This is a genomic window from Streptomyces sp. NPDC058326, assembly GCF_042879855.1.
GTDB lineage: Bacteria > Actinomycetota > Actinomycetes > Streptomycetales > Streptomycetaceae > Streptomyces.
This window is the reverse complement of the sequence record NZ_JBHVZO010000009.1, coordinates 1-21,129: the sequence shown is the minus strand read 5'-3', so window position 1 is coordinate 21,129 and position 21,129 is coordinate 1. Positions and strand designations below refer to the sequence as shown.

At 72.5% G+C, this 21,129-nt stretch carries 19 protein-coding genes and 1 rRNA gene; 6 read left to right on the top strand and 14 right to left on the bottom strand.

Annotated features, from left to right (window positions below; genetic code table 11):
* Positions 1-126 precede the first annotated feature (126 nt).
* A complete protein-coding gene (locus ACFVYX_RS18170) occupies positions 127-1,020 on the bottom strand; it encodes an NADP-dependent oxidoreductase (protein ID WP_389682377.1) in 894 nt (297 codons plus the stop codon).
* 70 nt (positions 1,021-1,090) lie between these two features.
* Between ACFVYX_RS18170 and ACFVYX_RS18165 the strand changes: the two genes are divergently transcribed.
* Together ACFVYX_RS18165 and ACFVYX_RS18160 are read left to right on the top strand one after the other, a co-directional pair.
* Complete coding sequence (locus ACFVYX_RS18165) at positions 1,091-1,711, top strand: TetR/AcrR family transcriptional regulator (RefSeq protein WP_389682376.1); 621 nt, start codon at positions 1,091-1,093, stop codon at positions 1,709-1,711.
* Positions 1,712-1,893: 182 nt separating this feature from the next.
* Complete coding sequence (locus ACFVYX_RS18160) at positions 1,894-3,282, top strand: FAD-binding oxidoreductase (RefSeq protein WP_389682375.1); 1,389 nt, start codon at positions 1,894-1,896, stop codon at positions 3,280-3,282.
* A 20-nt stretch (positions 3,283-3,302) separates the two neighbouring features.
* Here the strand turns inward: ACFVYX_RS18160 and ACFVYX_RS18155 are convergent, their stop codons facing one another.
* A complete protein-coding gene (locus tag ACFVYX_RS18155) occupies positions 3,303-4,943 on the bottom strand; it encodes a flavin monoamine oxidase family protein (protein ID WP_389682374.1) in 1,641 nt (546 codons plus the stop codon).
* Positions 4,944-4,971: 28 nt separating this feature from the next.
* The gene (locus ACFVYX_RS18150; protein WP_389682373.1) at positions 4,972-6,486 is read right to left on the bottom strand and encodes an APC family permease; all 1,515 of its coding nucleotides are present in this window, start codon (positions 6,484-6,486) and stop codon (positions 4,972-4,974) included.
* A 161-nt stretch (positions 6,487-6,647) separates the two neighbouring features.
* Between ACFVYX_RS18150 and ACFVYX_RS18145 the strand changes: the two genes are divergently transcribed.
* On the top strand, positions 6,648-8,270 hold the full coding sequence (locus ACFVYX_RS18145; RefSeq protein ID WP_389682372.1) for a PucR family transcriptional regulator: 1,623 nt from the start codon (positions 6,648-6,650) through the stop codon (positions 8,268-8,270).
* A 277-nt stretch (positions 8,271-8,547) separates the two neighbouring features.
* Here ACFVYX_RS18145 and ACFVYX_RS18140 read toward each other — a convergent pair whose 3' ends face one another.
* Both ACFVYX_RS18140 and ACFVYX_RS18135 read right to left on the bottom strand, forming a co-directional pair.
* Positions 8,548-9,639, bottom strand: a complete 1,092-nt coding sequence (locus tag ACFVYX_RS18140; protein ID WP_389682371.1) for a glycosyltransferase family 4 protein — start codon at positions 9,637-9,639, stop codon at positions 8,548-8,550.
* A gap of 109 nt (positions 9,640-9,748) precedes the next feature.
* Positions 9,749-9,931: a hypothetical protein gene (locus ACFVYX_RS18135; RefSeq protein ID WP_389682370.1), complete on the bottom strand. Its 183-nt coding sequence runs from the start codon at positions 9,929-9,931 to the stop codon at positions 9,749-9,751.
* A 69-nt stretch (positions 9,932-10,000) separates the two neighbouring features.
* Between ACFVYX_RS18135 and ACFVYX_RS18130 the strand changes: the two genes are divergently transcribed.
* A complete protein-coding gene (locus tag ACFVYX_RS18130; RefSeq protein WP_389682369.1) occupies positions 10,001-11,011 on the top strand; it encodes an HNH endonuclease in 1,011 nt (336 codons plus the stop codon).
* Between the two features lie 75 nt (positions 11,012-11,086).
* On the opposite strand, the gene recN is transcribed toward ACFVYX_RS18130, so the two are convergent.
* From recN to ACFVYX_RS18110, 4 genes are all read right to left on the bottom strand, one after another.
* Positions 11,087-12,829, bottom strand: a complete 1,743-nt coding sequence (recN, locus tag ACFVYX_RS18125) for a DNA repair protein RecN (protein ID WP_389682368.1) — start codon at positions 12,827-12,829, stop codon at positions 11,087-11,089.
* Between the two features lie 88 nt (positions 12,830-12,917).
* Positions 12,918-13,841: an NAD kinase gene (locus ACFVYX_RS18120; protein ID WP_389682367.1), complete on the bottom strand. Its 924-nt coding sequence runs from the start codon at positions 13,839-13,841 to the stop codon at positions 12,918-12,920.
* On the bottom strand, positions 13,838-14,653 hold the full coding sequence (locus tag ACFVYX_RS18115; protein WP_389682366.1) for a TlyA family RNA methyltransferase: 816 nt from the start codon (positions 14,651-14,653) through the stop codon (positions 13,838-13,840). The genes ACFVYX_RS18120 and ACFVYX_RS18115 overlap by 4 nt, the downstream gene beginning before the upstream one ends.
* A gap of 7 nt (positions 14,654-14,660) precedes the next feature.
* Entirely contained in the window at positions 14,661-14,930 is a 270-nt protein-coding gene (locus tag ACFVYX_RS18110; protein WP_389682365.1) for a hypothetical protein, read from the bottom strand.
* 44 nt (positions 14,931-14,974) lie between these two features.
* Here ACFVYX_RS18110 and ACFVYX_RS18105 point away from each other — a divergent pair, with 44 nt between their 5' ends.
* Positions 14,975-15,322, top strand: a complete 348-nt coding sequence (locus ACFVYX_RS18105) for an SCP2 sterol-binding domain-containing protein (RefSeq protein ID WP_389682364.1) — start codon at positions 14,975-14,977, stop codon at positions 15,320-15,322.
* Here ACFVYX_RS18105 and ACFVYX_RS18100 read toward each other — a convergent pair.
* Complete coding sequence (locus ACFVYX_RS18100; protein ID WP_389682363.1) at positions 15,311-16,168, bottom strand: ABC transporter ATP-binding protein; 858 nt, start codon at positions 16,166-16,168, stop codon at positions 15,311-15,313. The genes ACFVYX_RS18105 and ACFVYX_RS18100 overlap by 12 nt on opposite strands.
* Before the next feature lie 51 nt (positions 16,169-16,219).
* Entirely contained in the window at positions 16,220-17,296 is a 1,077-nt protein-coding gene (locus tag ACFVYX_RS18095) for an HAD-IIA family hydrolase (RefSeq protein WP_389682362.1), read from the bottom strand.
* A gap of 83 nt (positions 17,297-17,379) precedes the next feature.
* Between ACFVYX_RS18095 and ACFVYX_RS18090 the strand changes: the two genes are divergently transcribed.
* On the top strand, positions 17,380-18,675 hold the full coding sequence (locus ACFVYX_RS18090; protein WP_389682361.1) for a DUF1015 domain-containing protein: 1,296 nt from the start codon (positions 17,380-17,382) through the stop codon (positions 18,673-18,675).
* 70 nt (positions 18,676-18,745) lie between these two features.
* On the opposite strand, the gene ACFVYX_RS18085 is transcribed toward ACFVYX_RS18090, so the two are convergent.
* From ACFVYX_RS18085 to rrf, 3 genes are all read right to left on the bottom strand, one after another.
* A complete protein-coding gene (locus ACFVYX_RS18085) occupies positions 18,746-19,537 on the bottom strand; it encodes a hypothetical protein (protein WP_389682595.1) in 792 nt (263 codons plus the stop codon).
* The gene (locus tag ACFVYX_RS18080; protein WP_389682609.1) at positions 19,477-20,880 is read right to left on the bottom strand and encodes a hypothetical protein; all 1,404 of its coding nucleotides are present in this window, start codon (positions 20,878-20,880) and stop codon (positions 19,477-19,479) included. Before ACFVYX_RS18080 ends, ACFVYX_RS18085 begins: the two co-directional genes overlap by 61 nt.
* A 157-nt stretch (positions 20,881-21,037) precedes the next feature.
* Positions 21,038-21,129: ribosomal RNA gene (rrf, locus tag ACFVYX_RS18075) — 5S ribosomal RNA — on the bottom strand; the annotation flags it as partial.

Below are 21,129 nucleotides of genomic sequence, written 5' to 3'. Positions count from 1 at the left end.
CCGGCATCGGCCGTGAGTTCCGCACAGGTCGGCACGGGGCCCTTGGGTGCTGCGCGCCTTCCGGGTGGACCCCGGCAGAAGTGCCGCGAGGAACGCGAGGTGCCGTGTGACCGCGCCGGAAGCCGCTCAGATGACGAGGACTCGGCGCCCGCGCGCGTGACCGGCGTAGCTGTCGATGTGGGCCGCCGCGGCCTCGGCCAGCGGGTACGACTTCTCGACCGGGATGTGGAGCCGGCCCCGCGAGATCAGGTCGACGGCCTCGGCGAGCGCCGCCGGCACGCTTCCGGCCGCGCCGGAGAACCGGACACCGAACTCCGGCGCACCGAGATCGGCGATGGAGACGACCTTCTCCGGGCTCCCGGTCAGTTCGACCAGCTCGCGGATCACGCCCGAACCGGCCAGATCGAGAGCCGCGTCGACGCCGCCGAGCCGCCGGACCCTCTCGACCCAGCCCTCGCCGTACGTCGTGGCGACGGCACCGAGGCCGCGTAGGTACTCCTGGTTCGCGGCACCGGCCGTGCCGATCACCGTGATGCCGCGTTCACGGGCGATCTGCAGCACCGCCGATCCGACTCCCCCGGACGCGCCGCTGACCAGGAGCGTCTGCCCGGGCCGCACACCGACCTCGCGGAGGACGCGCAGCGCGGTCTCCACCACGGAGGGGTACCCGGCCGCCTCCTCGAACGTGAGCCCCTCGGGCATCCGGGCCCAGGCCGACAGTACGGCGAACTCGGCGTATGTGCTGGAGCCCTCACCGAACACCCGATCACCGATCTCGACCCCGACGACTCCCTCGCCGACCTCGTCCACCACCCCGGCTGCGTCCAGCCCCACGCCGGAGGGCAACTCGATCGGATGGGCCCCAAGAACCTGGCCCTCACGAATCCTCCAGTCGACGGGGTTCACGCCCGCCGCCCGCACGGCGACGCGTATCCGGCCGGGGCCCGCGTGGGGGGCCTCGGCATCGATGAGTTGCAGAACGTCCGGACCGCCGAACTCGGCGAAGCTCACTTTTCTCATGCCGCGGAACGTAGCACTAACGGATAGGGTTTCATAACTGTTAGCTTTTCATACCTGCTAGTCTGCGGGCATGACCGTGCAGTCCGGACGCCGTGAGCGCAAGAAGGCCGCGACCCGCCAGAAGATCGCCGACACCGCGCTGCGGCTCTTCCTGGAACGCGGTTACGACGCGGTGGGCATCCGTGACGTGGCCGCCGAGGCCGACGTGGCCGTCACCACGCTCTTCTCCCACTTCGCCTCGAAAGAGGCCCTGGTGTTCGAGCAGGGCGAGGACTTCGAGCAGCGCCTCACGAGCACGGTCACCGGCCGGGCGCCGCACGAGCCGCTCATCCCCGCGCTGCGCCGCGAAGTCCTGGCCCTGGTGCGGCACTGCACGGCGGACAGCGCCGCCCCGATCCGGCACATGATCGACGCGTCTCCCGCCCTGCGGAAGTACGACGAGTCGCTCCGCCTGCGTCACGCGGACGCCCTGGCCGCGGCCATCGCCGCCGAGCCCGGCCTGGCCCGGGGCGAAACCGCCGCCCGCGCCATCGCGAGGTTCGTGATCGACGCCTACGCGCTGGCCCGCGAAGCGGCCGACCCGCAGGCCGCCCTGGACGAGATCTTCCACATGATCGAGGCGGCGTGGAACGCCACCTGCCCGTCCGCGACCGGCCACCCGGGCTCCGATGGGCCACGGCCGCCGGTGTGAGCCGGCGTCGCTCGCGACGGCGACGCACGAAGTCGGCGCCGCCGCGGTGAGCGGGACAGCGGCCGGACCCGCTGCTCGCGGACCGGCGTACGGCACGAGCCGCGAGACCCTACAGGCGACGGGAGCCGCCGACGGGAATACCCTGGGAGAGTCCTGTCCCCCCTCGGAAAGGGGGGCTCCTCATGGCTCCCCGGATCAGCGTCCCGCAGGCAGCTCTCGCCGGACTTCGTGAGGATCTGGCCGGTGCGGTGCTCGTACCCGGCGATCCGGGTTACGAGGAGGCCCGGACGGTCCACAACGGCATGATCGACCGGCGCCCTGCGGTCATCGCGCAGTGCGCGAACCAGGAGGACGTCTCCAACGCGATCGTCTTCGGCAGGGAGACCGGGCTGCCGATCGCGGTGCGCGGCGGCGGACACAGTGTCGCCGGCACGTCCGTCGTCGACGACGGACTCGTCGTCGACCTGCGCCGGATGCACGCGGTCGTGGCCGATCCCGAGCACATGACGGTACGGGTCGAGGGCGGCGCGACCATGAGCCACCTCGACCGCGCCTGCCAGCCGTTCCGTCTGGCGACGACCGGCGGCCGGGTGTCGACCACGGGCGTCGGGGGTTTCACGCTGGGCGGCGGTTCGGGCTGGCTGGAGCGGAAGTTCGGGCTCGCCTGCGACAACCTGGTGGCGGCGGAACTGATCACCGCCGAGGGGAAGCACGTCCACACCGACGCGGAGACGAACCCCGAGCTGTTCTGGGCGCTGCACGGTGGCGGCGGGAACTTCGGGGTGGCCACGTCGCTCACACTGCGTCTGCACGAACTGCCGGCGATGAGCATGGCGATGCTGTTCTTCCTGCCCGAGCAGGCCCCCCAGGTGGTCCGCCTCTTCCGTGACCTGGCCGAGTCGGCCCCCGACGAGGTGGGCGGTGGCGTCATCTACCTCCCCGCCCCGCCCGAGCCGTTCGTCCCGGAGCACCTCGTGGGCGAGCTGCTCTGCGCCACCATGTTCACCTGCGCCGGTCCGGTCGCCGAGGTGCGTGGGCTCGCGGAGCCGCTGCTCGCGCTGAAGCCCGTGATCGAGATGGTCGCGGACGTGGCGTACGCGGATCTGCAGTGCATGATCGACGACCCACCGGGACTGCGGAACTACTGGTCGGCGGAGTATCTGACCGGCTTCCCCGACGAGGCCGTGGACCTCTTCTGCGCTCGCGGGGAGCGGATCCCGATGCCGACCGCCACCCAGCACGTGCTGTTCATGATGGGCGGCGCGGTGGCGTCGGGCCCTGCCGAGTACCCGGTCCCGTGGCGCTCCGCCCCCTGGGTCGTCCACCCCTTCGCGACCTGGGTGGACCCGGCCGATGACGAGCGCGCCGTGCGGTGGGTGCGGGACGTGCGGGCCGATGCGAGGCCGTGGTCGACCGGAGCCGTCTATCTCAACTTCATCGGCTCCGAGGGGGAGGAGCGGGTCGTCGCCGGCTTCGGTGCCGAGAACTACCGCAGGCTCGCCGCCGTCAAGGCCGCCTACGACCCCGACAACGTCTTCCGCTTCAACCACAACATCGCACCGGCCGCCTGAGGGCCCGACCCGTCAGCCGGTCACCTCAGCGCGTCGATCACCTCCCGCGCGGCCCGCTCGCCCTCCGTCGCCCCGCCTTCCATGAAGCCCTGGAAGTCGTACGAGCAGTGTTCGCCGCCGATGTGCACGTTGCCCTGAGCGGTGCCCTCGTAGCCGGCGTATCGGTGGAGGTAGCCGACGGGCCAGCAGGAGTACGCGCCGAGCGAGTACGGGTTCTTGTGCCAGGCGGAGAGCTGGGCCCGGCCCGTGTACGCCTTGGAGGTGCCGGGGAAGAAGGCGTCGATGCCCGCCAGGTAGCGGGTGACGAGGCTCCGCACGTACGGGTCGGACTCGGTGGAGAACGGCCCGGCCGGGTTCAGCGCCTTGGCCAGGCTGCCTCCGCCGTACTGGATGAGGATGCCGCCGGTGCCGCCCTGGATCTTGGTGGTGTCCCAGGTCTGCTGGACCTCGGTGTCGGTGAAGCAGTCGCCCGCGGAGACCCCGGGCCAGGCTCCTGTGCCGCGCCAGGGGCGGGTGCCGAACTGCATGTTCAGCTTGGTGCAGTACCCCATCCGCGCGTCGCGGAGCAGGTTCTTCATGAGCGGGTCGAAGCCGGCGAGCGAGAGGTCGAGCTGCTTGAGGATCGGCAGCGGGAGGCAGAGGACGGTGTGGTCGGCGGTGACGGTCCTGGTGGCGCCGGCCTCGGTGAAGGTCAGCGTCTGGGTGCCGTCGGCGTTGGCCCGCACGGCGGTCAGGGACCAGCCCAGGCGCAGGGTGCCGGGGGTGAGCACCCCGGCGATGGCGTGGGGCAGCCGGTCGTTGCCGCCGACGATGTGGTAGCGCTCGTTGGACAGGCCCCAGATGTTGAAGTTGCCGGGATTGGTCTGGTAGCCCATGAGCAGGACGAGGGCGAGCGAGGACTGTTCGGTGGTGTCGGCGCCGTACTCGACGTTGTAGGCGACGTCGATGAACTGACCGAGCGGGGAGGTGTGGCCGCCGGGGACCCGGGTCTCGATCCATTCGTATATCGACATGTTGTCGAGTGCGGTGCCGGTGGGGGTGGTCTGGTTCCAGAGGACCTCCCCCGCCTCGGAGAGGTCGCGGCGCAGGGCCTGGTAGACGGCCTTGAAGTCCTCGTCGGCCTGGTGGCGCGGGTAGTAGGCGCCGTCGAACCAGAGGACTTCCTCGGCTCCTTGGGGCCCGCCGCCGAGGAAGTCCTCGACGCCGAGGCCGAAGCGGCGGCAGAGTTCCAGGATCTTCTTGTGGCTGGTGTCGATCAGCTCGCCGCCGATCTCGGAGGTCTGCCCGTACGCCCAGTGGGCGCGCTGCGTCCACATGCGGCCGCCGACCCTGGACGGGTTCGCCTCGTAGAGCACGGGGCTGAGGCCGGCGTCCTGGAGGGTGAGGGCGGCGGTGAGGCCCGAGATCCCGGCGCCGACGACGGCGACCCGGGCGGTGCTCTTGACAGGCGGGTCGGCGACGGCGGCACGGGCGGGGACGGCCGTGCCGGCGCCGACGCCGACGGCGACACCGGCCGCGGCGGCGTACTTGAGGAGGGTGCGGCGCCCGGGGGCGTCGGCTCTCATGCCCCGGAGCTCGTCGACGGGAAGGTTCAGCCGTCGGGCGTCGGCGTGCTCGGCGGCGAGGCGCTTCAGGAGGTGCATCGGGTTGGTGCGTGCCATGGGGCGCTCCTGGAGGAGAAGGGGGGATTCAGACCTGGGGTACGGGGGCGGGTTCCGTGCGGGGTTCGTCGTCGCGCTCGGCGGCGTCCTCCAGGACGATCCGGCCGATGATCTCGTACCGCTCGGGCCGCTTGGCCTTGAGGTAGAAGCCGAGGCCGAGACCGCCGAAGAAGACGAGGCCGACGATCCAGGGGATCGCCTTGAAGAAGAGGGAGTCGGCGGCGAGACCGGCCGCGGTCTCCATGTTCATGATCAGCAGGACGACGACCGCGATCATGCCGACGCCGCCGAGGAGCGGGGCGGTGAGGGTCTTGAACCAGTGCCGGTCCTCGGGGTGGTTCTTGCGGAAGTAGCCGATGACGGCGAAGGAGCAGAGGGTCTGGACGATGAGGATCGCCATCGTGCCGAGGATCGCGAGCAGCGTGTAGAGATGGATGTACGGGTCCTGGCCGGTGAGCCAGAAGGCGGCGACGAGGCCGACGGCGATCGCGCTCTGCACGTACGAGGCGATGTACGGCGAGCCGTGCCTGGCGTGCGTCCGGCCGAGCGCCGGGTGGAGGAAGCCCTCGCGGCCGATGGCGTACAGATAGCGCGAGGCGCACTGGTGGAAGGCCATCCCGCAGGCGAAGGAGCCGGTGAGCAGCAGCCACTGGAAGGCGTCGACGGCCCAGGCGCCGATGAAGCTCTGGGTGGGCGCGAAGAACAGGTCGAGGGGCGAGGAGGAGGCGGACAGCTTCACCGATCCGGCGAGACCGTTGCCGGCGATCGTCATCCACGAGACGTAGATGTAGAAGACGCCGACGCCGATGACGGAGATGAGGGTGGCGCGCGGGATGACCTTCTTGGGGTCGCGCGACTCCTCCCCGTACATGGCGGTCGACTCGAAGCCGACCCAGGACCAGAAGGCGAAGAAGAGTCCGAGGCCCGCGGAGGTGCCGGTGAAGGCGTTCACCGGGTTGATCGGCTCGACGGGTATGCCCTCGGGGCCGCCGCCGGCGATGAGGACGGCGGTGGCGACGGCGAAGAGGACCGCGATCTCGGCCACGAGCATCACGCCCAGCGCCTTGGCCGTGAGGTTGATGTCGAAGTACGACAGGACGGCCGTCACGGCGAGCATGACGGCCGCGTACAGGATCCACGGCACGTCGACGCCGAGCTGGTCGGCGACCGTCGTCTGGGCGAAGTACGCGAAGACGCCGACGATGGAGGCCTCGAAGACGATGTACGCGAGGACCGCGAGCATGCCGGACGCCATGCCGGCGATCCGGCCGAGGCCGTGCGAGATGTAGCCGTAGAAGGCGCCGGCGGCCGTGATCCGCTTGGCCATGGCGACGTAGCCGACCGAGAAGACGGTCAGGACGAGCGTCGCGAAGAGATAGCCGGCGGGTGCGCCGGTGCCGTTGCCGAAGCCGACGGCGATGGGGAGGTTGCCGGTCATCGCGGTGATCGGGGCCGCGGTGGCCACGGCCATGAAGACGACGCCGACGAGCCCGACCGAGTTGGCCTTCAGCCGGTGGACCTCTGGGGTGGAGTTCTCTGCCATGGCGCGAGAGCATCCTCGCGAGTGACGCAGGCCACAATCGACAGGCGGTCGCGCAATTCACGCCAGGGCACGACGAGTTGTCGCCCTGGTGTACGAACTGTCCGGTCCCGTGACCGTGGGGTGATGTCACCGCAACACGGACGCGGGTAGCGTCCGGCCCCATGGACAGTCAGGGCGGGATCACCGTGCAGCGAGCGCTCGAACTCCCGGGGCTTCGCGGCGGGCTCCCGGAGGTCGTCACCGGCGCCGACCGGCTGCACCGCACGGTGCGCTGGGTGCACGCGGGCGAGGTGCCGAACATCGCGTCGCTGCTCAAGGGCGGCGAACTGCTGCTCACGACAGGGCTCGGTCTGGGCACCCGCCCGGCCGAGCAACGCGCTTTCGTCCGCCGGCTCGCGGACCGGGGCATCGCGGCGCTCGTCGTCGAACTGGGCCCCCGGTTCGCGCGGCTCCCGGCGACGATAGTGGAGACCGCGCGGGCGGCCGGACTGCCCCTGGTGCAGCTGCACCGCGAGGTGCCGTTCGTGGCCGTCACGGAGGAGATCCACACCGAGATCGTCAACGGCCACTACGCCCTGCAGCGGCAGGCCGAGGAGGTCCACCGGCTGTGCACCGAGGCGCTGCTCGGCGGCGGTGGGGTCCCGCAGGTGCTGCGCATCCTCTCCGACTTCGCCGCCAACCCGGTCTTCCTTGAGACCGCCGACGGACAGCTGCTCTACGCGGCGGGCACCGAGTCCGCTCCCGCCGACCCGCTCCAGGTGTGGGACGGGCTGCGCGGTCAGCGGGCGGCCCGCGAGTCCGGCCCGCCCACCGGCGCGGTCCTCGTCGACGTGCCCGGCGGCGGCCCGGGTACGGGCTCGGTGCGGGCCCGCCTCGTGCTCCTCTCGGTCTCCGGCCCCCTCTCCCCCGTGCACCGGATGGCGGCCGAACGCGCGGCCGGTCTCCTCGCGGTCGTCCTCATGCAGGCGCGCCAGGAGGAGGAACTGGCCGCGCGCGGCCGGGGCGACTTCCTCACCGACCTGGCCGAGGGCAGGATCACGGCCGAGGACGCCCCGGCACAGGCCCGGGTCCTCGGCTTCAAGCCGGGCGACGGCCCGCTCCTGCCGGTGGTGATGCGGCTGGCGTCGGAGCTCTCCCCCTCGGGCAACTGGGCGCTGCTCGCCCGGGCGGTCCTGGAGGAACTGGCTTCCGTCGGCGTCCCGGCCCTCCTGGGCGTCCGCCCGGTGGAAGGCCGGGTGCCGTTGCTCCTCGGTCTGCGCTCGGAGTCGGAGCGCACGGCGGTCGCCGACCGGGTCGCGGCGGCGCTGCGGGCGGGCGTGGAGCGGGCCGGCCTGGAACGCGCCGGGGTGCACCCGCCGGTCGTCGTGGTGGGCGTCGCGGGCAGCTGGGCGGCGGCATCGGCGGGCCTGCGGCACGCGGCGGAGACGGCGACGGCGGCGCAGGGCCTCTCGGAGCTTCCCTGGTACGACGCCCGGCGCCTCGACATCGACCTGCTGCTGTGGCGGCTGCGGGAGCATCCGGACCTGGCGGCGTTCGTGGACCGCGCGATCGGCCCCCTGCGGGACCACGACCGGACGTCCCGCCCGCCGCTCCTGCCGACCCTGGAGACGTATCTGGCGCACGCGGGCCGCAAGGCGGAGACGGCCCGCGAACTCCACCTGAACCGTCAGACCCTCTACAACCGCCTGGCCCGCATCTCCGACCTCCTGGGCACGGACCTGGACGACCCCCAGACGGTCCTGGCCCTCTCCCTGGCCCTGAGAGCCCGCCGCCACACGCCCTGACACCGCGGGGCCAGGGGGCAGGGACGGAGGGGCACAACGGGACAGCGCCCCCGGCGGGCGCCGCCGCCCGTGCGCTCCGGTGCCCCGAGGACCGAACCCTCGGACGGACCGGTCTCCAGTCCCCCCGAGGACCGAGCCCGCACACGGGCCGGTCTCCAGTGCCCCCCGAGGACCGAGGCCGCGCACGGGCCGGTGGCCGGTTCGTCCCCGCCCGGTTCCGCCCCGGCGGAACGAATGCCGACGAACCACCCGGCGGCGGCTCAGGCCCCCGGCGTTCTCACCGCCCCACCAACTCGTCGTACACGCTCAGCACATGCGCCACGGTCTCGTCCTCCGTGGGCCAGGTCCCCGCCTGCACCCGCCCCGCCGCCGCCAGATCCATACGCCGCTCCACGTCCTCGAGCAGCCCTCGTACCGCCCCCGCGAGCGCCCGCGCGTCCCCGTACGGCACCAGCTCCGCCGCGTCCCCGACGAGTTCCGGTACACCTCCGACCGCCGTGGCGACGAGCGGCACACCGAGCCGCAGCGCCTCCTGCGCGAGGAGGGACCGCGCCTCCCACCGGGACGGAAGCACGGCCACGTCCGCCGCGGCGAGCAGCTCCGCCACGTCGTCACGCCGCCCGATCAGCCTCACCGGCAGATCCTCCTCGGCGACCCGCCGCTGGAGGACGGCCCGTGCGGACCCCTCGCCCGCGATGACGAGAAGCGGCTGCGGGTCGAGCTCCCGCCATTCGCGGGCCGCGTCGAGCAGCGTCCGGTAGCCCCGACCCCGTTCGAGCGCGCCGACCGCCATCAGCAACGGCCGGTCGACAGCGCCGAGTTCGGCGCGGGCCTTGCCGTCGTGAAGGCAGACGGGCCCTCGCGCGGCGGGCACGGTGACGGGTGCGAGCCGGGCGTCCCGGGCCCCGCGCCGCCGGGCCCGGTCGACGAGTTCGGAGGAGGTGGCGAGGACGACGGTCGCGGCCCGAACGGTCCTTCGTTCCAGGAGTCGCAGCATCCCGCCGCGCGCCCCGTCCACATGGATCCGGCTGTCCCAGGTCGTGACGAGCGGCGCACGGCCACCGCCGCCGCCCCCGCCGGACAGCGCGAGCGCGGCCCGTACGGACGCCGGAAGCCCGTGCGCGTGGACGACGTCGGCGCCGATGCAGGCATTGCGGAGCGCGGTGACGGTCGCGGGGTCACCGAGGCGTGGCAGGGGCACGAAGTGCGCGCCGGCGCCCAGATAGTCGTAGACGCGGTCGAGTTCGGCCGGGGCGCACACGGTCACCCGCACGCCCCTCGCCACGAGCCCCGAGGCAAGTGATCGGACGTGAGCGCTGCTGCCCGCGCTGTCGCCGCCCAGCACTTGGACCGTACGGAGCTGTGTCACGCGCCCTAGGATGCCAGCCCGGAACCCTGACCGTACGCACGTTCCGGCACCGAAACGGCGTCGTTCCCCTGTACGGGAGGCGTACGGCTCCGGGACTCACCCCACGGGTTCACTCACTCGGGTGAGCGCGCGAGACGACCTCGCACTCCCCCCAGGCCGCGGCGGCGACCAACGCGGCCGCGTGCGCGGCGAGTCCGAGCCGCCCGTTCCCGACGGCGACGGCACTGCCGACGGCGAAGCCGAGCGCGTGCGCGCCCGTGTCGCCGAGCATGGTGCGCTCACCGAGCCTCACCGCGCTGTCAGTGCCCTCTGCGAGGCTGCTGTCCGGAGGGGTCCACAACGGACCACCAGGGGAGGGGATATGGCGAAGAGGCCACGGCAGCAGGCCCGCAAAGGGGCGTCCAAGGCGCCCAAGGGCGTGGCGATCTACCACGACATGAAGGTGTACGAGAACTTCGAGCGTTGCGCCCAACGGATCTTCGAGTGCGTGCGCATGGCGCAGCAGCGGTCGCCCGGGGCGCCCCGCACGCTGTTTCTGGACATCCAGGGTCACCGGAACTCGGTCGGTGGGTACGACCGCGACGCCCTGGAGCTGATGAAGGAGTTCGGCGTGGGCTTCCTGCTGCAGTTCCTGACGGAACTCAGCACCCCTCTGATCCGGGTCCGCAACAACGGCCGGCAGCGCAACGATCTGCCTGACGCCCTCACCATCGGCTATCCGGACGACGGCAGCGAGTACGGCTACGACGCAGCGAAGCTGGGCCTGCGACCGCGCGAGAAGAACCCTGCGGACCGCAGGTCCAAGCCGACGCTCAAGGCCATCACCGCGTACCTGGGCATGGACGAGCCCGCCTGTCTGGTGTGCTGGGGGAAGAAGGTCGAGCGGGCGCATGTGGTCCCGGAGAAGCTCGGTGGTTCGCTGGACGTGCGAAACTTCGCCCTTCTGTGCCCCGCCCATCACGCCGAGGCCCCGGACGTGGCCGACGCGGAGAGCTTCTGGGCCTGGGTCGACTACGCGGAGCTGCGGGACAGTCCGGACAAGTGGCGGGACGCGCCGGAGGAGCTTCAGGAGTGGTTGCGCCAGCAGGGCGTGCGCATCGGCTCGCCCCCTCGGGAGGAGCAGTCCTTCTTCTCGGCGGTGAAGCGTGAACTGAAGTCCCTGTACGGCTGGGGCGAGGAGGACTTCGGCTCCGTGGCCTGGGAGGAGCTCATGGAGGAGTTCCACGCCGTCCTCGACTCCGCGACCGGCCGCCATTTCGCGGTGGAGAAGAAGGTCTCGACATACGCGTGGGCGTACGACGTGGCGCGCCGCCGGGTCGCCGGCGCAGCGGGTCCGGGTCAGGGAGTGGCGGCACACCTGCCCACCCCCTGATCCCGCGAGGTCCGACCTACGCGGCCCCGCAGGCGCCCCACCGAGACCGGCCCTGCGAGTTCCCGGCTCCTCAGGTCATCCGTCCGCCCGCGCCGTCGCGAGCAGCTCCTCCGCATGCGCCCTGGCCGTCTCGGAGTCCTCCTGGCCGGCGAGCATCCGGGACAGTTCCCGTACCCGTTCCTCACCCTCAAGGACGGTGACGCCGGACCGGGTCACGGACCCGTCGTTGGTCTTCTCGACGAGCAGCTGGCGGTCGGCGAAGGCCGCGACCTGCGGGAGGTGGGTGACGACCACGACCTGAGCGGTCCTGGCGAGCTTCGCGAGCCGGCGGCCGATCTCCACGGCCGCCTTGCCGCCGACACCGGCGTCGACCTCGTCGAAGAGGTACGTCGGCACGGGATCCACCCCGGCGAAGACGACCTCGACCGCCAGCATCACCCGGGACAGCTCACCGCCGGACGCGCCCTTCGCGATGGGCCGCGGCGGGGCACCGGGGTGCGGGGCGAGCAGCAGCTCGACCTCGTCGGCCCCGGACGGGCCGTACGCGACCCGGCGGCCGCCGACCTCGACGCCTTCCGCGTCCTCGGTCTGCCGGATGTCGAAGGACACGCGCGCGTGAGGCATGGCGAGCGAGGCCAGTTCGGCGGTGACCGCGTCGGCGAACCGGTCGGCCGCCTCCGTACGGGCGTCGGTGAGCCGCCGCGCGAGCACCGACAGGTCGTCGCGCAGCCGGTCCCGCTCTGCGGTGAGTTCCTCGATGCGGTCGTCGTCGCTGTCCAGCTCGCCGAGCCGGCCCGCGCTCTCCTCGGCCCACGCCAGGACCGCCGCGATGTCCTCGCCGTACTTCCGGGTGAGCTGCGTCAGCGCCGCGCGCCGCTCCTCGACGGCGGCGAGCCGCAGCGGATCGGCGTCCAGGTCGTCGGCGTATCCGGCGAGCTCGGTGGCCACGTCGCCGAGCAGGATGGAGATCTCCCCCATCCGGTCGGCGAGTGCGGCGAGCGCCGGGTCGTGCGACCGTACGCCCTCCAGGGCCCGGCCCGCGCCCGCGACCAGGGTCGTGGCGTCGACGGACTCGGGGTCCTCGGGCACGCCCGCGAGCGCGGCGTGCGCGAGCGCGGCGGCGGAGGCGAGCGCCTCGGCGTGCCCGAGCCGCTCCGCCTCGGCGGCGAGTTCGATGTCCTCCCCGGCGCGCGGGGCGACGGCCTCGATCTCGCCGAGCCCGAACCGCAGCAGATCGGCCTCCTGGGCCCGCTCCCGGGCCCGGGTGGTGATCTCGTCCAGTTCTCCGGTGACGGCGCGCAGCCGCCGGTACGCCTCGCCGTAGGCGGCGAGCGGTACGGAGACGGCCTCGCCCGCGTACCGGTCGAGCGCGCCGCGCTGCCGGGCGGGCTTGAGCAGCCCCTGCTGGTCGGTCTGGCCGTGGACGGCGACGAGTTCGTCGGCGAGCTCGGCGAGCAGCCCGACGGGCACGGAGCGCCCGCCCAGGTGGGCCCGAGAGCGTCCCTCGGCCGAGACGGTACGGCTGACGAGCAGGACGCCGTCGTCGAGCTCCGCCCCGGCCTCCACGGCGCGCACGGCGGCGGGCGCGCCCGCGGGCACGCTGATCCGCCCCTCGACGACGGCCGAGGCCGCGCCGATCCGCACCAGGGCCGGGTCGGCCCGGCCACCGAGCAGCAGCCCGAGGCTGGTCACCACCATGGTCTTGCCCGCACCGGTCTCACCGGTCACCGCGGTGAAGCCGGGCGACAGCTCGACCACCGCGTCGTCGATGACCCCGAGCGACCGTATCCGCATCTCCTCCAGCACGCCCCAGACCATACGAGGTTTCCCTGCCGCGACGCGACATCGCCCCCGGACGTCACCCTCCGGCGCGCCGATCGTTGACGGCGTCCCGTCCCGGCCGGGGTCAGTGCGGGGCGCCGCGCCAGCCGGAGACGGGGAGGGCGAACTTGGCGACGAGCCGGTCCGTGAAGGAGGCGTGGTGGAGCCGGGCGAGCCGGACCGGCACGGCGCCCCGTCGCACCTCGACCCGCGCCCCCGCCGGGAGTTCCACCGTCCGCCGCCCGTCGCACCACAGCACGCCGTGCGGGGTGTGCGGCTCGACCTCGACGGCGAGAACCGACTGGGGGGTGGTGATCAGCGGCTTGGCGAAGAGTGCGTGGGCGCCGATCGGGACCATGAGGAGCGCCTCGACCTCCGGCCACACCACGGGCCCGCCGGCCGAGAAGGCGTACGCGGTGGATCCCGTGGGTGTCGCGCAGATCACCCCGTCGCAGCCGAAGCCGGTCACCGGACGCCCGTCGATCGCGAGGACGACCTCCAGCATCCGCTCCGGGGAGACCTTCTGCACGGCGGCCTCGTTGAGGGCCCAGTCGCGGTACAGGACGTCGCCGTTCTCGTAGACGGCGACGTCGAGGGTCATCCGCTCCTCGACCTCGTACGCCTTCGTCACCACCCGGTCGACGACCTTGTCGAGGTCGTCGCGCTCGGCCTCCGCGAGGAAGCCGACACGGCCCAGGTTGACCCCGAGCATCGGGACGCCGGAGGCGCGGGAGAACTCGGCACCGCGCAGCAGGGTGCCGTCGCCGCCGAGGACGACGAGGAGTTCACAGCCCTCGAGGGCGTCGGAGCAGGCCTCGGGGACCTTCTCGACGGACGGCGGCAGCGGCAGGTCGGCGGCCTCGGCCTCCAGGACCCGGACGCCGATGCCACAGCGCAGCAGGCCGAGTACGACCAGTTCGGCGCTGCGCACGGCGGCCGGCCGGCCGGTGTGCGCGAGCAGGAAGACGGTACGTGGTGCTGTCTCTGGTGCTGCTGCCGTTGAGCTCAACGAGGTCCTTCCGCCACGGCGCGTTCGACATCCGCCGGATCCAGCGCGGGCGCGCCTGCCCGCAGCCACAGAAAGTACTCGACGTTGCCCGAGGGGCCGGGCAGCGGGCTGGCGGTGACGCCCAGGACACCGAGCCCGAGTTCGGCGGCCCGCCGGGCCACGTTCTTCACGGCGTCCGCGCGGAGTTCGGCGGAGCGGACGACTCCGCCCGCGCCTAGCCGCTCCTTGCCCACCTCGAACTGCGGCTTCACCATCAGCACGAGGTCCGCGCCGGGCGCCGTGCACGCGACCAGGGCAGGCAGGACGAGGCCGAGCGGGATGAAGGAGAGGTCGCCGACGACGAGGTCGACCGGGACGCCGTCGATCGCGTCGAGTGTCAACTCTCGCACGTTCGTGCGGTCCTTCACGGTCACGCGCTCGTCGCTCTGCAGTGACCAGGCGAGCTGTCCGTAGCCGACGTCGACGGCCATGACGTGGGCTGCGCCCGCGCGCAGCAGGACGTCGGTGAAGCCGCCGGTGGAGGCTCCGGCGTCCAGGGCGCGCCGGCCCTCCACCCGCAGCCCCAGGGGGACGAAGGCGGCGAGGGCCCCGGCGAGCTTGTGGCCGCCGCGCGAGACGTAGTCGGGGTCGGAGTCGTCCTGGACGACGACGATGGCCGCGGCGGTCTCGACCTGGGTGGCGGACTTGGTGGCGACGGTCTTGCCGACGGTCACCCGGCCCGCGGCGATCAGCTGGCCGGCGTGCTCGCGCGAGCGCGCGAGCTTGCGCCGGACCAGCTCGGCGTCGAGACGTCGGCGTGCCACTCCTGCCACGGTGGGTTCAGCTCCTGTTGTCGTACGGACGAGGGGCGGGGTGCGCGTCGAGCGAGGTCAGCTCCGCGCGCAGTCCCCGGTGTACATCCTCGTACACCTCCAGGTGTCCGTCCGCCGGGAGGTGGTCCACCTCGGCGAGACGCTCCAGGTGGGCGTCGACGCCGAGGTGCCCGGTGAGCTCCCGCCCGACCCCGAGCGGCGCCGGCGCGGCGGGTTCGTGGGCATCGGCCGGAGCCGCAGGGGCCGCGGGCTCCGGTTCGGGAAGCGCGTCGTTCATGCTCCCGACGCTACCGCGAAACGCCTGGGGTACGGTCGACGGCGATGGCGACGATCACGGAGTGCCGCACGGCACTGGACAGACTCTCGGACAGCCTCGCGCGGGCGGACGGCGACGTGCGCGGGGCCGCCGCGCTCGACCGCACCCTCAGCTGCCACATCACCGACCTGGACGCCACGTTCACCGGCCGTCTCGCGGACGGCCGGATCCTGGTGGAGTCCACGGCGGACGGCCCCCCGCCGGCCAAGGCGCAGATCCGGCTCGCGATGACCGGCGACGACCTGCTGGCGATGGTGGACGGGCGGCTGAACTTCGCGAAGGCCTGGGCATCGGGCCGGGTCAGGCTGGAGGCGGGCTTCCGCGACCTGCTGCGGCTGCGGTCACTTCTGTAGCGCGGGCTCCTGGGAGGCGGCCTCCGGCGACGCCACGGGCCGCGGGGCGCGGGCCTTGCGCCCCGCGGGTACGACGAGCGGCGTTCCCGTCTCCGGGTCGTCGATGACCTGGCAGCGCAGCCCGAAGACCCGCTCCACGAGACCGGCGGTCACGACCTCGGACGGCGGGCCCTCGGCGACCACCTCGCCGTCCCGGACGGCGATGAGGTGGGTCGCGTACCGGGCCGCGTGGTTGAGGTCGTGCAGCACCGCGACAAGGGTCCGCCCCTGGGTCTCGTGCAGCTCGGCACAGAGGTCGAGGACGTCGATCTGGTGCTGGATGTCGAGGTACGTGGTCGGCTCGTCGAGCAGGAGCAGCGGGGTCTGCTGGGCGAGCGCCATGGCGATCCAGACGCGCTGGCGCTGACCGCCCGAGAGCTCGTCCACGTACCGCTCGGCCAGCTCGGCGACGCCGGTCGCCTCCATGGACTCCCGTGTGACGCGCTCGTCCTCGGGCGACCACTGGCGCAGCAGCCCCTGGTGGGGGTAGCGGCCACGGGCGACGAGGTCGGCGACGGTGATGCCGTCGGGCGCCACGGAGGTCTGGGGCAGCAGGCCGAGGGTCCTGGCGACCTTCTTGGCGGGCAGGGAGTGGATCGACTGCCCGTCGAGCAGCACGCGCCCCTCGCTGGGCTTCAGCATCCGCGAGAGCGCACGGAGCAGGGTGGACTTGCCACAGGCGTTGGGCCCGACGATGACGGTGAAGGAGTTGTCGGGGATCTGGACGGACAGCCCGCGGGCGATGACCCGCTGCTCGTACGCCAGGGTGACCGATTCCGCGCTCAGCCGCTGCTGCCGACCGTCCATGCCCGTACTCCCGTACCTCAGCCCAAATGAAGTTAGGTTAGCCTACCCAATTCACATTCCGAGCCGTGCGAGGGCCTTCCCCGCGTCCGGTACGGCCCCGACGGCATCCGCCGCCGTCCAGGCCGCCCCGCACAGGGCCCGCACCCCGTCCATCACGTCCTCCGCACCCTCACGCGCCTCCGGCCCGTCGAGCACCAGCGCGCCGCCACTCACCGACGCCCTCCAGCCCCGGCACACGAAGCCGTCCTCATCGGCGACGACCTCCGGCTGCCCCACGAGCATCCCCCGCAGATCAGCCGCCACATACGTCGGCCGGTGCTCCGGCACCGCCGCCAGCAGCTGCGCCACATCGGCCACCCCGGTCAGGACGAGCAACGAGTCCACCCCGCCGTTGAACGCGCCCTCGATGTCCGTGTCCAGCCGGTCCCCGACCACGAGCGGCCGCCGCGCCCCCGTTCGCAGCACCGTCTCCCGGTGCATCGGCGGCAGCGGCTTCCCCGCGACCTTCGGCTCCGCCCGGCCGCCCGTGGCGATCCGAACGACCTCGACCGCCGCCCCGTTCCCCGGCCCGATCCCCCGCTCCCCGGGGATGGTCAGGTCCGTGTTCGACGCGTACCACGGCACCCCGCGCGCCACCGCGTAGGCAGCCTCCGCGAACCGCCCCCACGGGAGCTCCGGCCCCCCGTACCCCTGCACGACCGCCGCCGGCTCGTCCTCCGCCGACTCCACCGGCACCAGACCCCGCTCGCGCAGCGCCACCCGCAGACCCTCGCCGCCGATGACCAGCACCCGGGACCCGCCCGGCACCTCGTCGGCGATCAGCCGGGCCACCGCCTGGGCCGAGGTGACCACGTCCCCGGCCTCCGCCGGCACCCCGAGCTCCGTGAGGTGCTCCGCCACCGCATCGGGCGTCCGCAGCGCGTTGTTGGTGACGTACGCCAGGTGCATCCCGCCGGCCCGCGCCGTCCCCAGCGCCTCCACGGCATGCGGAACGGCCACCCCGCCCGCGTACACGACACCGTCCAGGTCCAGGAGCGCCGTGTCGTACGCCTCGCTCAGCGGCACCGCGCTCCCGCCCGGCCGCGTCCTGCCGCCGCCCTGCTGTCCCTGGCCACTACGCACCGTCACCGCACACTCCTCGCATCACCGAGTGGAAATTCCCCCGCTCCCCCGATCATCGCTCATGACCACCGCCCACTTACGATGACGAGATGAACACCTCAGGTCACGCGGCCGCTGACGTCCGCGACGACGCCGCCGGGCTGCGCCTGGCCCCGTTCCGCGGACTCCGTTACGTCCCCGAACGGGTCGGCAGCCTCGCCGCGGTGACGTCTCCGCCCTACGACGTCGTCGTACGACCTGACGGACTGCTCCATCTGGAATCGGCCGATCCGCACAACATCGTCCGGTTGATCCTTCCCCAGGCCATCACCGCCGGCACCCGCCACCGCAAGGCCGCCGTCACCCTCGACCGCTGGCTCGCGGACGGCGTCCTCGCCCCGGACCCGGAACCCGCGCTCTACGTGTACGAGCAGCACGGAGACGGCATCCTCCAGCGCGGCATCATCGGCGCCCTGGAGCTCTCCACCCCGGCGGAGGGAGTCGTCCTCCCCCACGAGGACGTCATGCCGCACGTGGTCGAGGACCGCGCCGCCCTGATGCGCACCACCGCCGCGAACCTGGAACCCCTGCTCCTCACATACGTGGACGGGGAGGAGGACGGCGCGAACGCGGTCATCGAGCGCACCGTCCAGCGCGCACCGCTGCTCTCCACCACCACGGAGGACGGCTTCCACCACCGCCTCTGGTCGGTCACCGACCCCGCCGAGCTCGCCACGATCGCGGGCGGCCTCTCCACCCACCAGGCCCTCATCGCCGACGGTCACCACCGCTGGGCGACGTACCTCCGTCTCCGCGAGGAGCACCCCTCGCCCGGCCCGTGGAACTACGGCCTGGTCCTCCTCATCGACAGCGCCCGCTACCCCCTCCGGGTCCGCGCGATCCACCGTCTCCTCAACCGTCTGCCGCTGTCCGACGCCCTGGCGGCCCTCGACGGCCACTTCCGGGTACGCCGGATCGACGGCCCCCTCCCGACTGCCATGGAAGCCCTCGCGACCGCCACGACGGAGGGAAACGCCTTCCTCCTGGCCGGTGACGGCGGATTCCACCTCGTCGACCGGCCGGACCCCGCCCTGCTCGACCGCACGGTCCGCACGGACCGCCCCGAGGCCTGGCGCACCCTGGACGCGACGGTCCTGCACTCCACCCTCCTGGAGCACGTCTGGCACATCCCGGACGCCTCCGAGGACATCAGCTACATCCACGACACGGAGGCGGCGGTCGAACAGGCGGAACGCCGCGGCGCTACGGCGGTCCTCATGCACCCGGTGCGCGAGGAGGTCGTACGGGACCTCGCCCGGCAGGGGGTCACGATGCCCCGGAAGTCGACCTCCTTCGGCCCGAAGCCGGCGACTGGCCTGGTCCTGCGCAGCCTGGCGCTGGACTGAGAACCACGGAGAACGAAAGAAGGGCGGCACCCCGGAGGGTGCCGCCCTTCTCACTCACACATCAACCGTGTCAGCTCTTGTCGCCGACGCTGTCGTCACTGTCGTCCTCGTCGAGGTCGTCGTCCTCGTCGTCGTCAAGGTCGTCCTCGACGTCGACGACGACGTCCGGCTCCTCGTCCGTGTCGTCGAACGCGTCGACGAACTCGACACCGTCCATCTCGGCCAGCCGGTCCGAGGCGTCCGTGGCCCCGTCCTTGTCGGCCTCCAGAGCCTTGGCGAACCACTCCCGCGCCTCGCGCTCACGGCCGGCGGCGAGCAGCGCGTCGGCGTACGCGTACCGCAGGCGCGCGGTCCACGGGTGAACGGCACTGGAGGCCAGCTCGGGGCTCTGGAGCGTCACGATGGCCGCGTCGAGCTGCCCCAGGTCCCGGCGGGCGCCGGCGGCCACGAGCCGCATCTCGACCTGCCCGGCCTTGTCCAGCTTCTGCACCTCGGCCTCACCGGCCATCGCCAGCGCGCGCTCGGGGCGGCCGAGACCGCGCTCGCAGTCGGCCATGACGGGCCACAGCTCGACGCCACCGCTCATCCGGCGGGCGGCACGGAACTCGGCCAGCGCCTCGGAGTACTTCTGCGTCGCGTACGCGGCGAAGCCGGCGGCCTCGCGCACGGCGGCGACACGGGACGCGAGCCGCAGGGCGACCCTGGAGTACCCATAGGCCTTCTCCGGGTCCTCGTCGATCAGCTGGGCGACCATGACGAGGTTGCGCGAGACGTCCTCGGCCAGCCCCTTGGGCAGGCTCATCAGCTCCTGGCGCACATCCGGGTCGATCTCCTCACCGGTGACCTCCGGCGGGATCGGCAGCCGCTTGATGGGCGCGCGGTCGCTCCGATCCCGCTCCCCACGGTCGTCACGGCGCCCGAAGCCACCGCGGTCGTCCCTGCCCCGGTACCCACCGCGCTCGCCGCCACGGTCGTCACGACGGAACCCACCACCACGGCTGTCGCCACCACGGTCGTCCCGGCGGAACCCGCTGCCGCCACGGTCGTCACGCGGGAAGGAGGGACGGTCGTCACGACGCTCGTCGCGACGGAATCCGCCGCTGCGGTCGTCACGGGGGAACGAAGGCCGGTCGTCACGACGGAACGACGAGGGCCGCTCGTCACGACGCTCATCGCGACGGAAGCCACCGCCGCCACGGTTGTCGCCACCACGGTCATCGCGGCGGAACCCGCCACCACCGCCACGGCTGTCGCCGCCACGGTCGTCACGACGGAAACCACCACCGCGGTTGTCACCACCACGGTCGTCACGGCGGAAGCCACCACCACGGTTGTCGCCGCCGCGGTCGTCACGCGGGAACGAAGGCCGCTCGTCACGGCGGAAGCCGCCGCCACGGTTGTCACCGCCACGGTCGTCACGCGGGAACGAAGGCCGCTCGTCACGGCGGAAGCCGCCGCCACGGTTGTCACCACCACGGTCGTCACGACGGAAGCCACCACCACCGCGGCTGTCGCCACCACGGTCATCGCGACGGAAACCACCACCGCGGCTGTCGCCACCACGGTCATCGCGACGGAAGCCACCACCACGGTTGTCACCGCCGCGATCATCACGCGGGAAGGAGGGACGGTCGTCGCGACGGAACGACGAGGGCCGCTCATCGCGACGCTCATCGCGACGGAAGCCACCACCACGGCTGTCGCCACCACGGTCGTCACGACGGAACCCGCCACCGCCGCGGCTGTCGCCACCACGATCATCACGGCGGAAGCCACCACCACGGTTGTCACCACCGCGATCATCACGCGGGAACGAAGGCCGCTCGTCACGGCGGAACCCGCCGCCGCGGTTGTCGCCGCCACGGTCGTCACGACGGAAGCCACCACCGCCGCGATTGTCGCCACCACGGTCATCGCGACGGAAACCGCCACCACCGCGCGTGTCACCACCGCGGCTGTCGCCGCCACGGTTGTCATCGCGACGGAAACCGCCACCGCCACGCGTGTCACCACCGCGGCTGTCGCCGCCACGGTTGTCATCGCGACGAAAGCCACCACCGCGGTTGTCACCGCCACGGTCATCACGACGGAAACCACCGCCGCCACGGTTGTCACCACGGTTGTCGTCCCGGCGCGGTCCACGGAAGCCGCCCCGGTCACCGCCGGCACCGTCCCTGCGTCGCGGTTCGCGCTCCGGACGGTCATCGGGAGAGTTGGTGGACATCGGCGTGACTCCTGTCTTCGGGTACTGCAGTCATTCTCGCGCAGCCGGCACTCTGCCGCGCATCGGAAAAAGTCAAGCAAAAAACAAAAGGACCCCTGGTCCCAGCGTGAACGCTGGGACCAGGGGTCCTGAAGAATTGTTCGGCGGCGTCCTACTCTCCCACAGGGTCCCCCCTGCAGTACCATCGGCGCTGAAAGGCTTAGCTTCCGGGTTCGGAATGTAACCGGGCG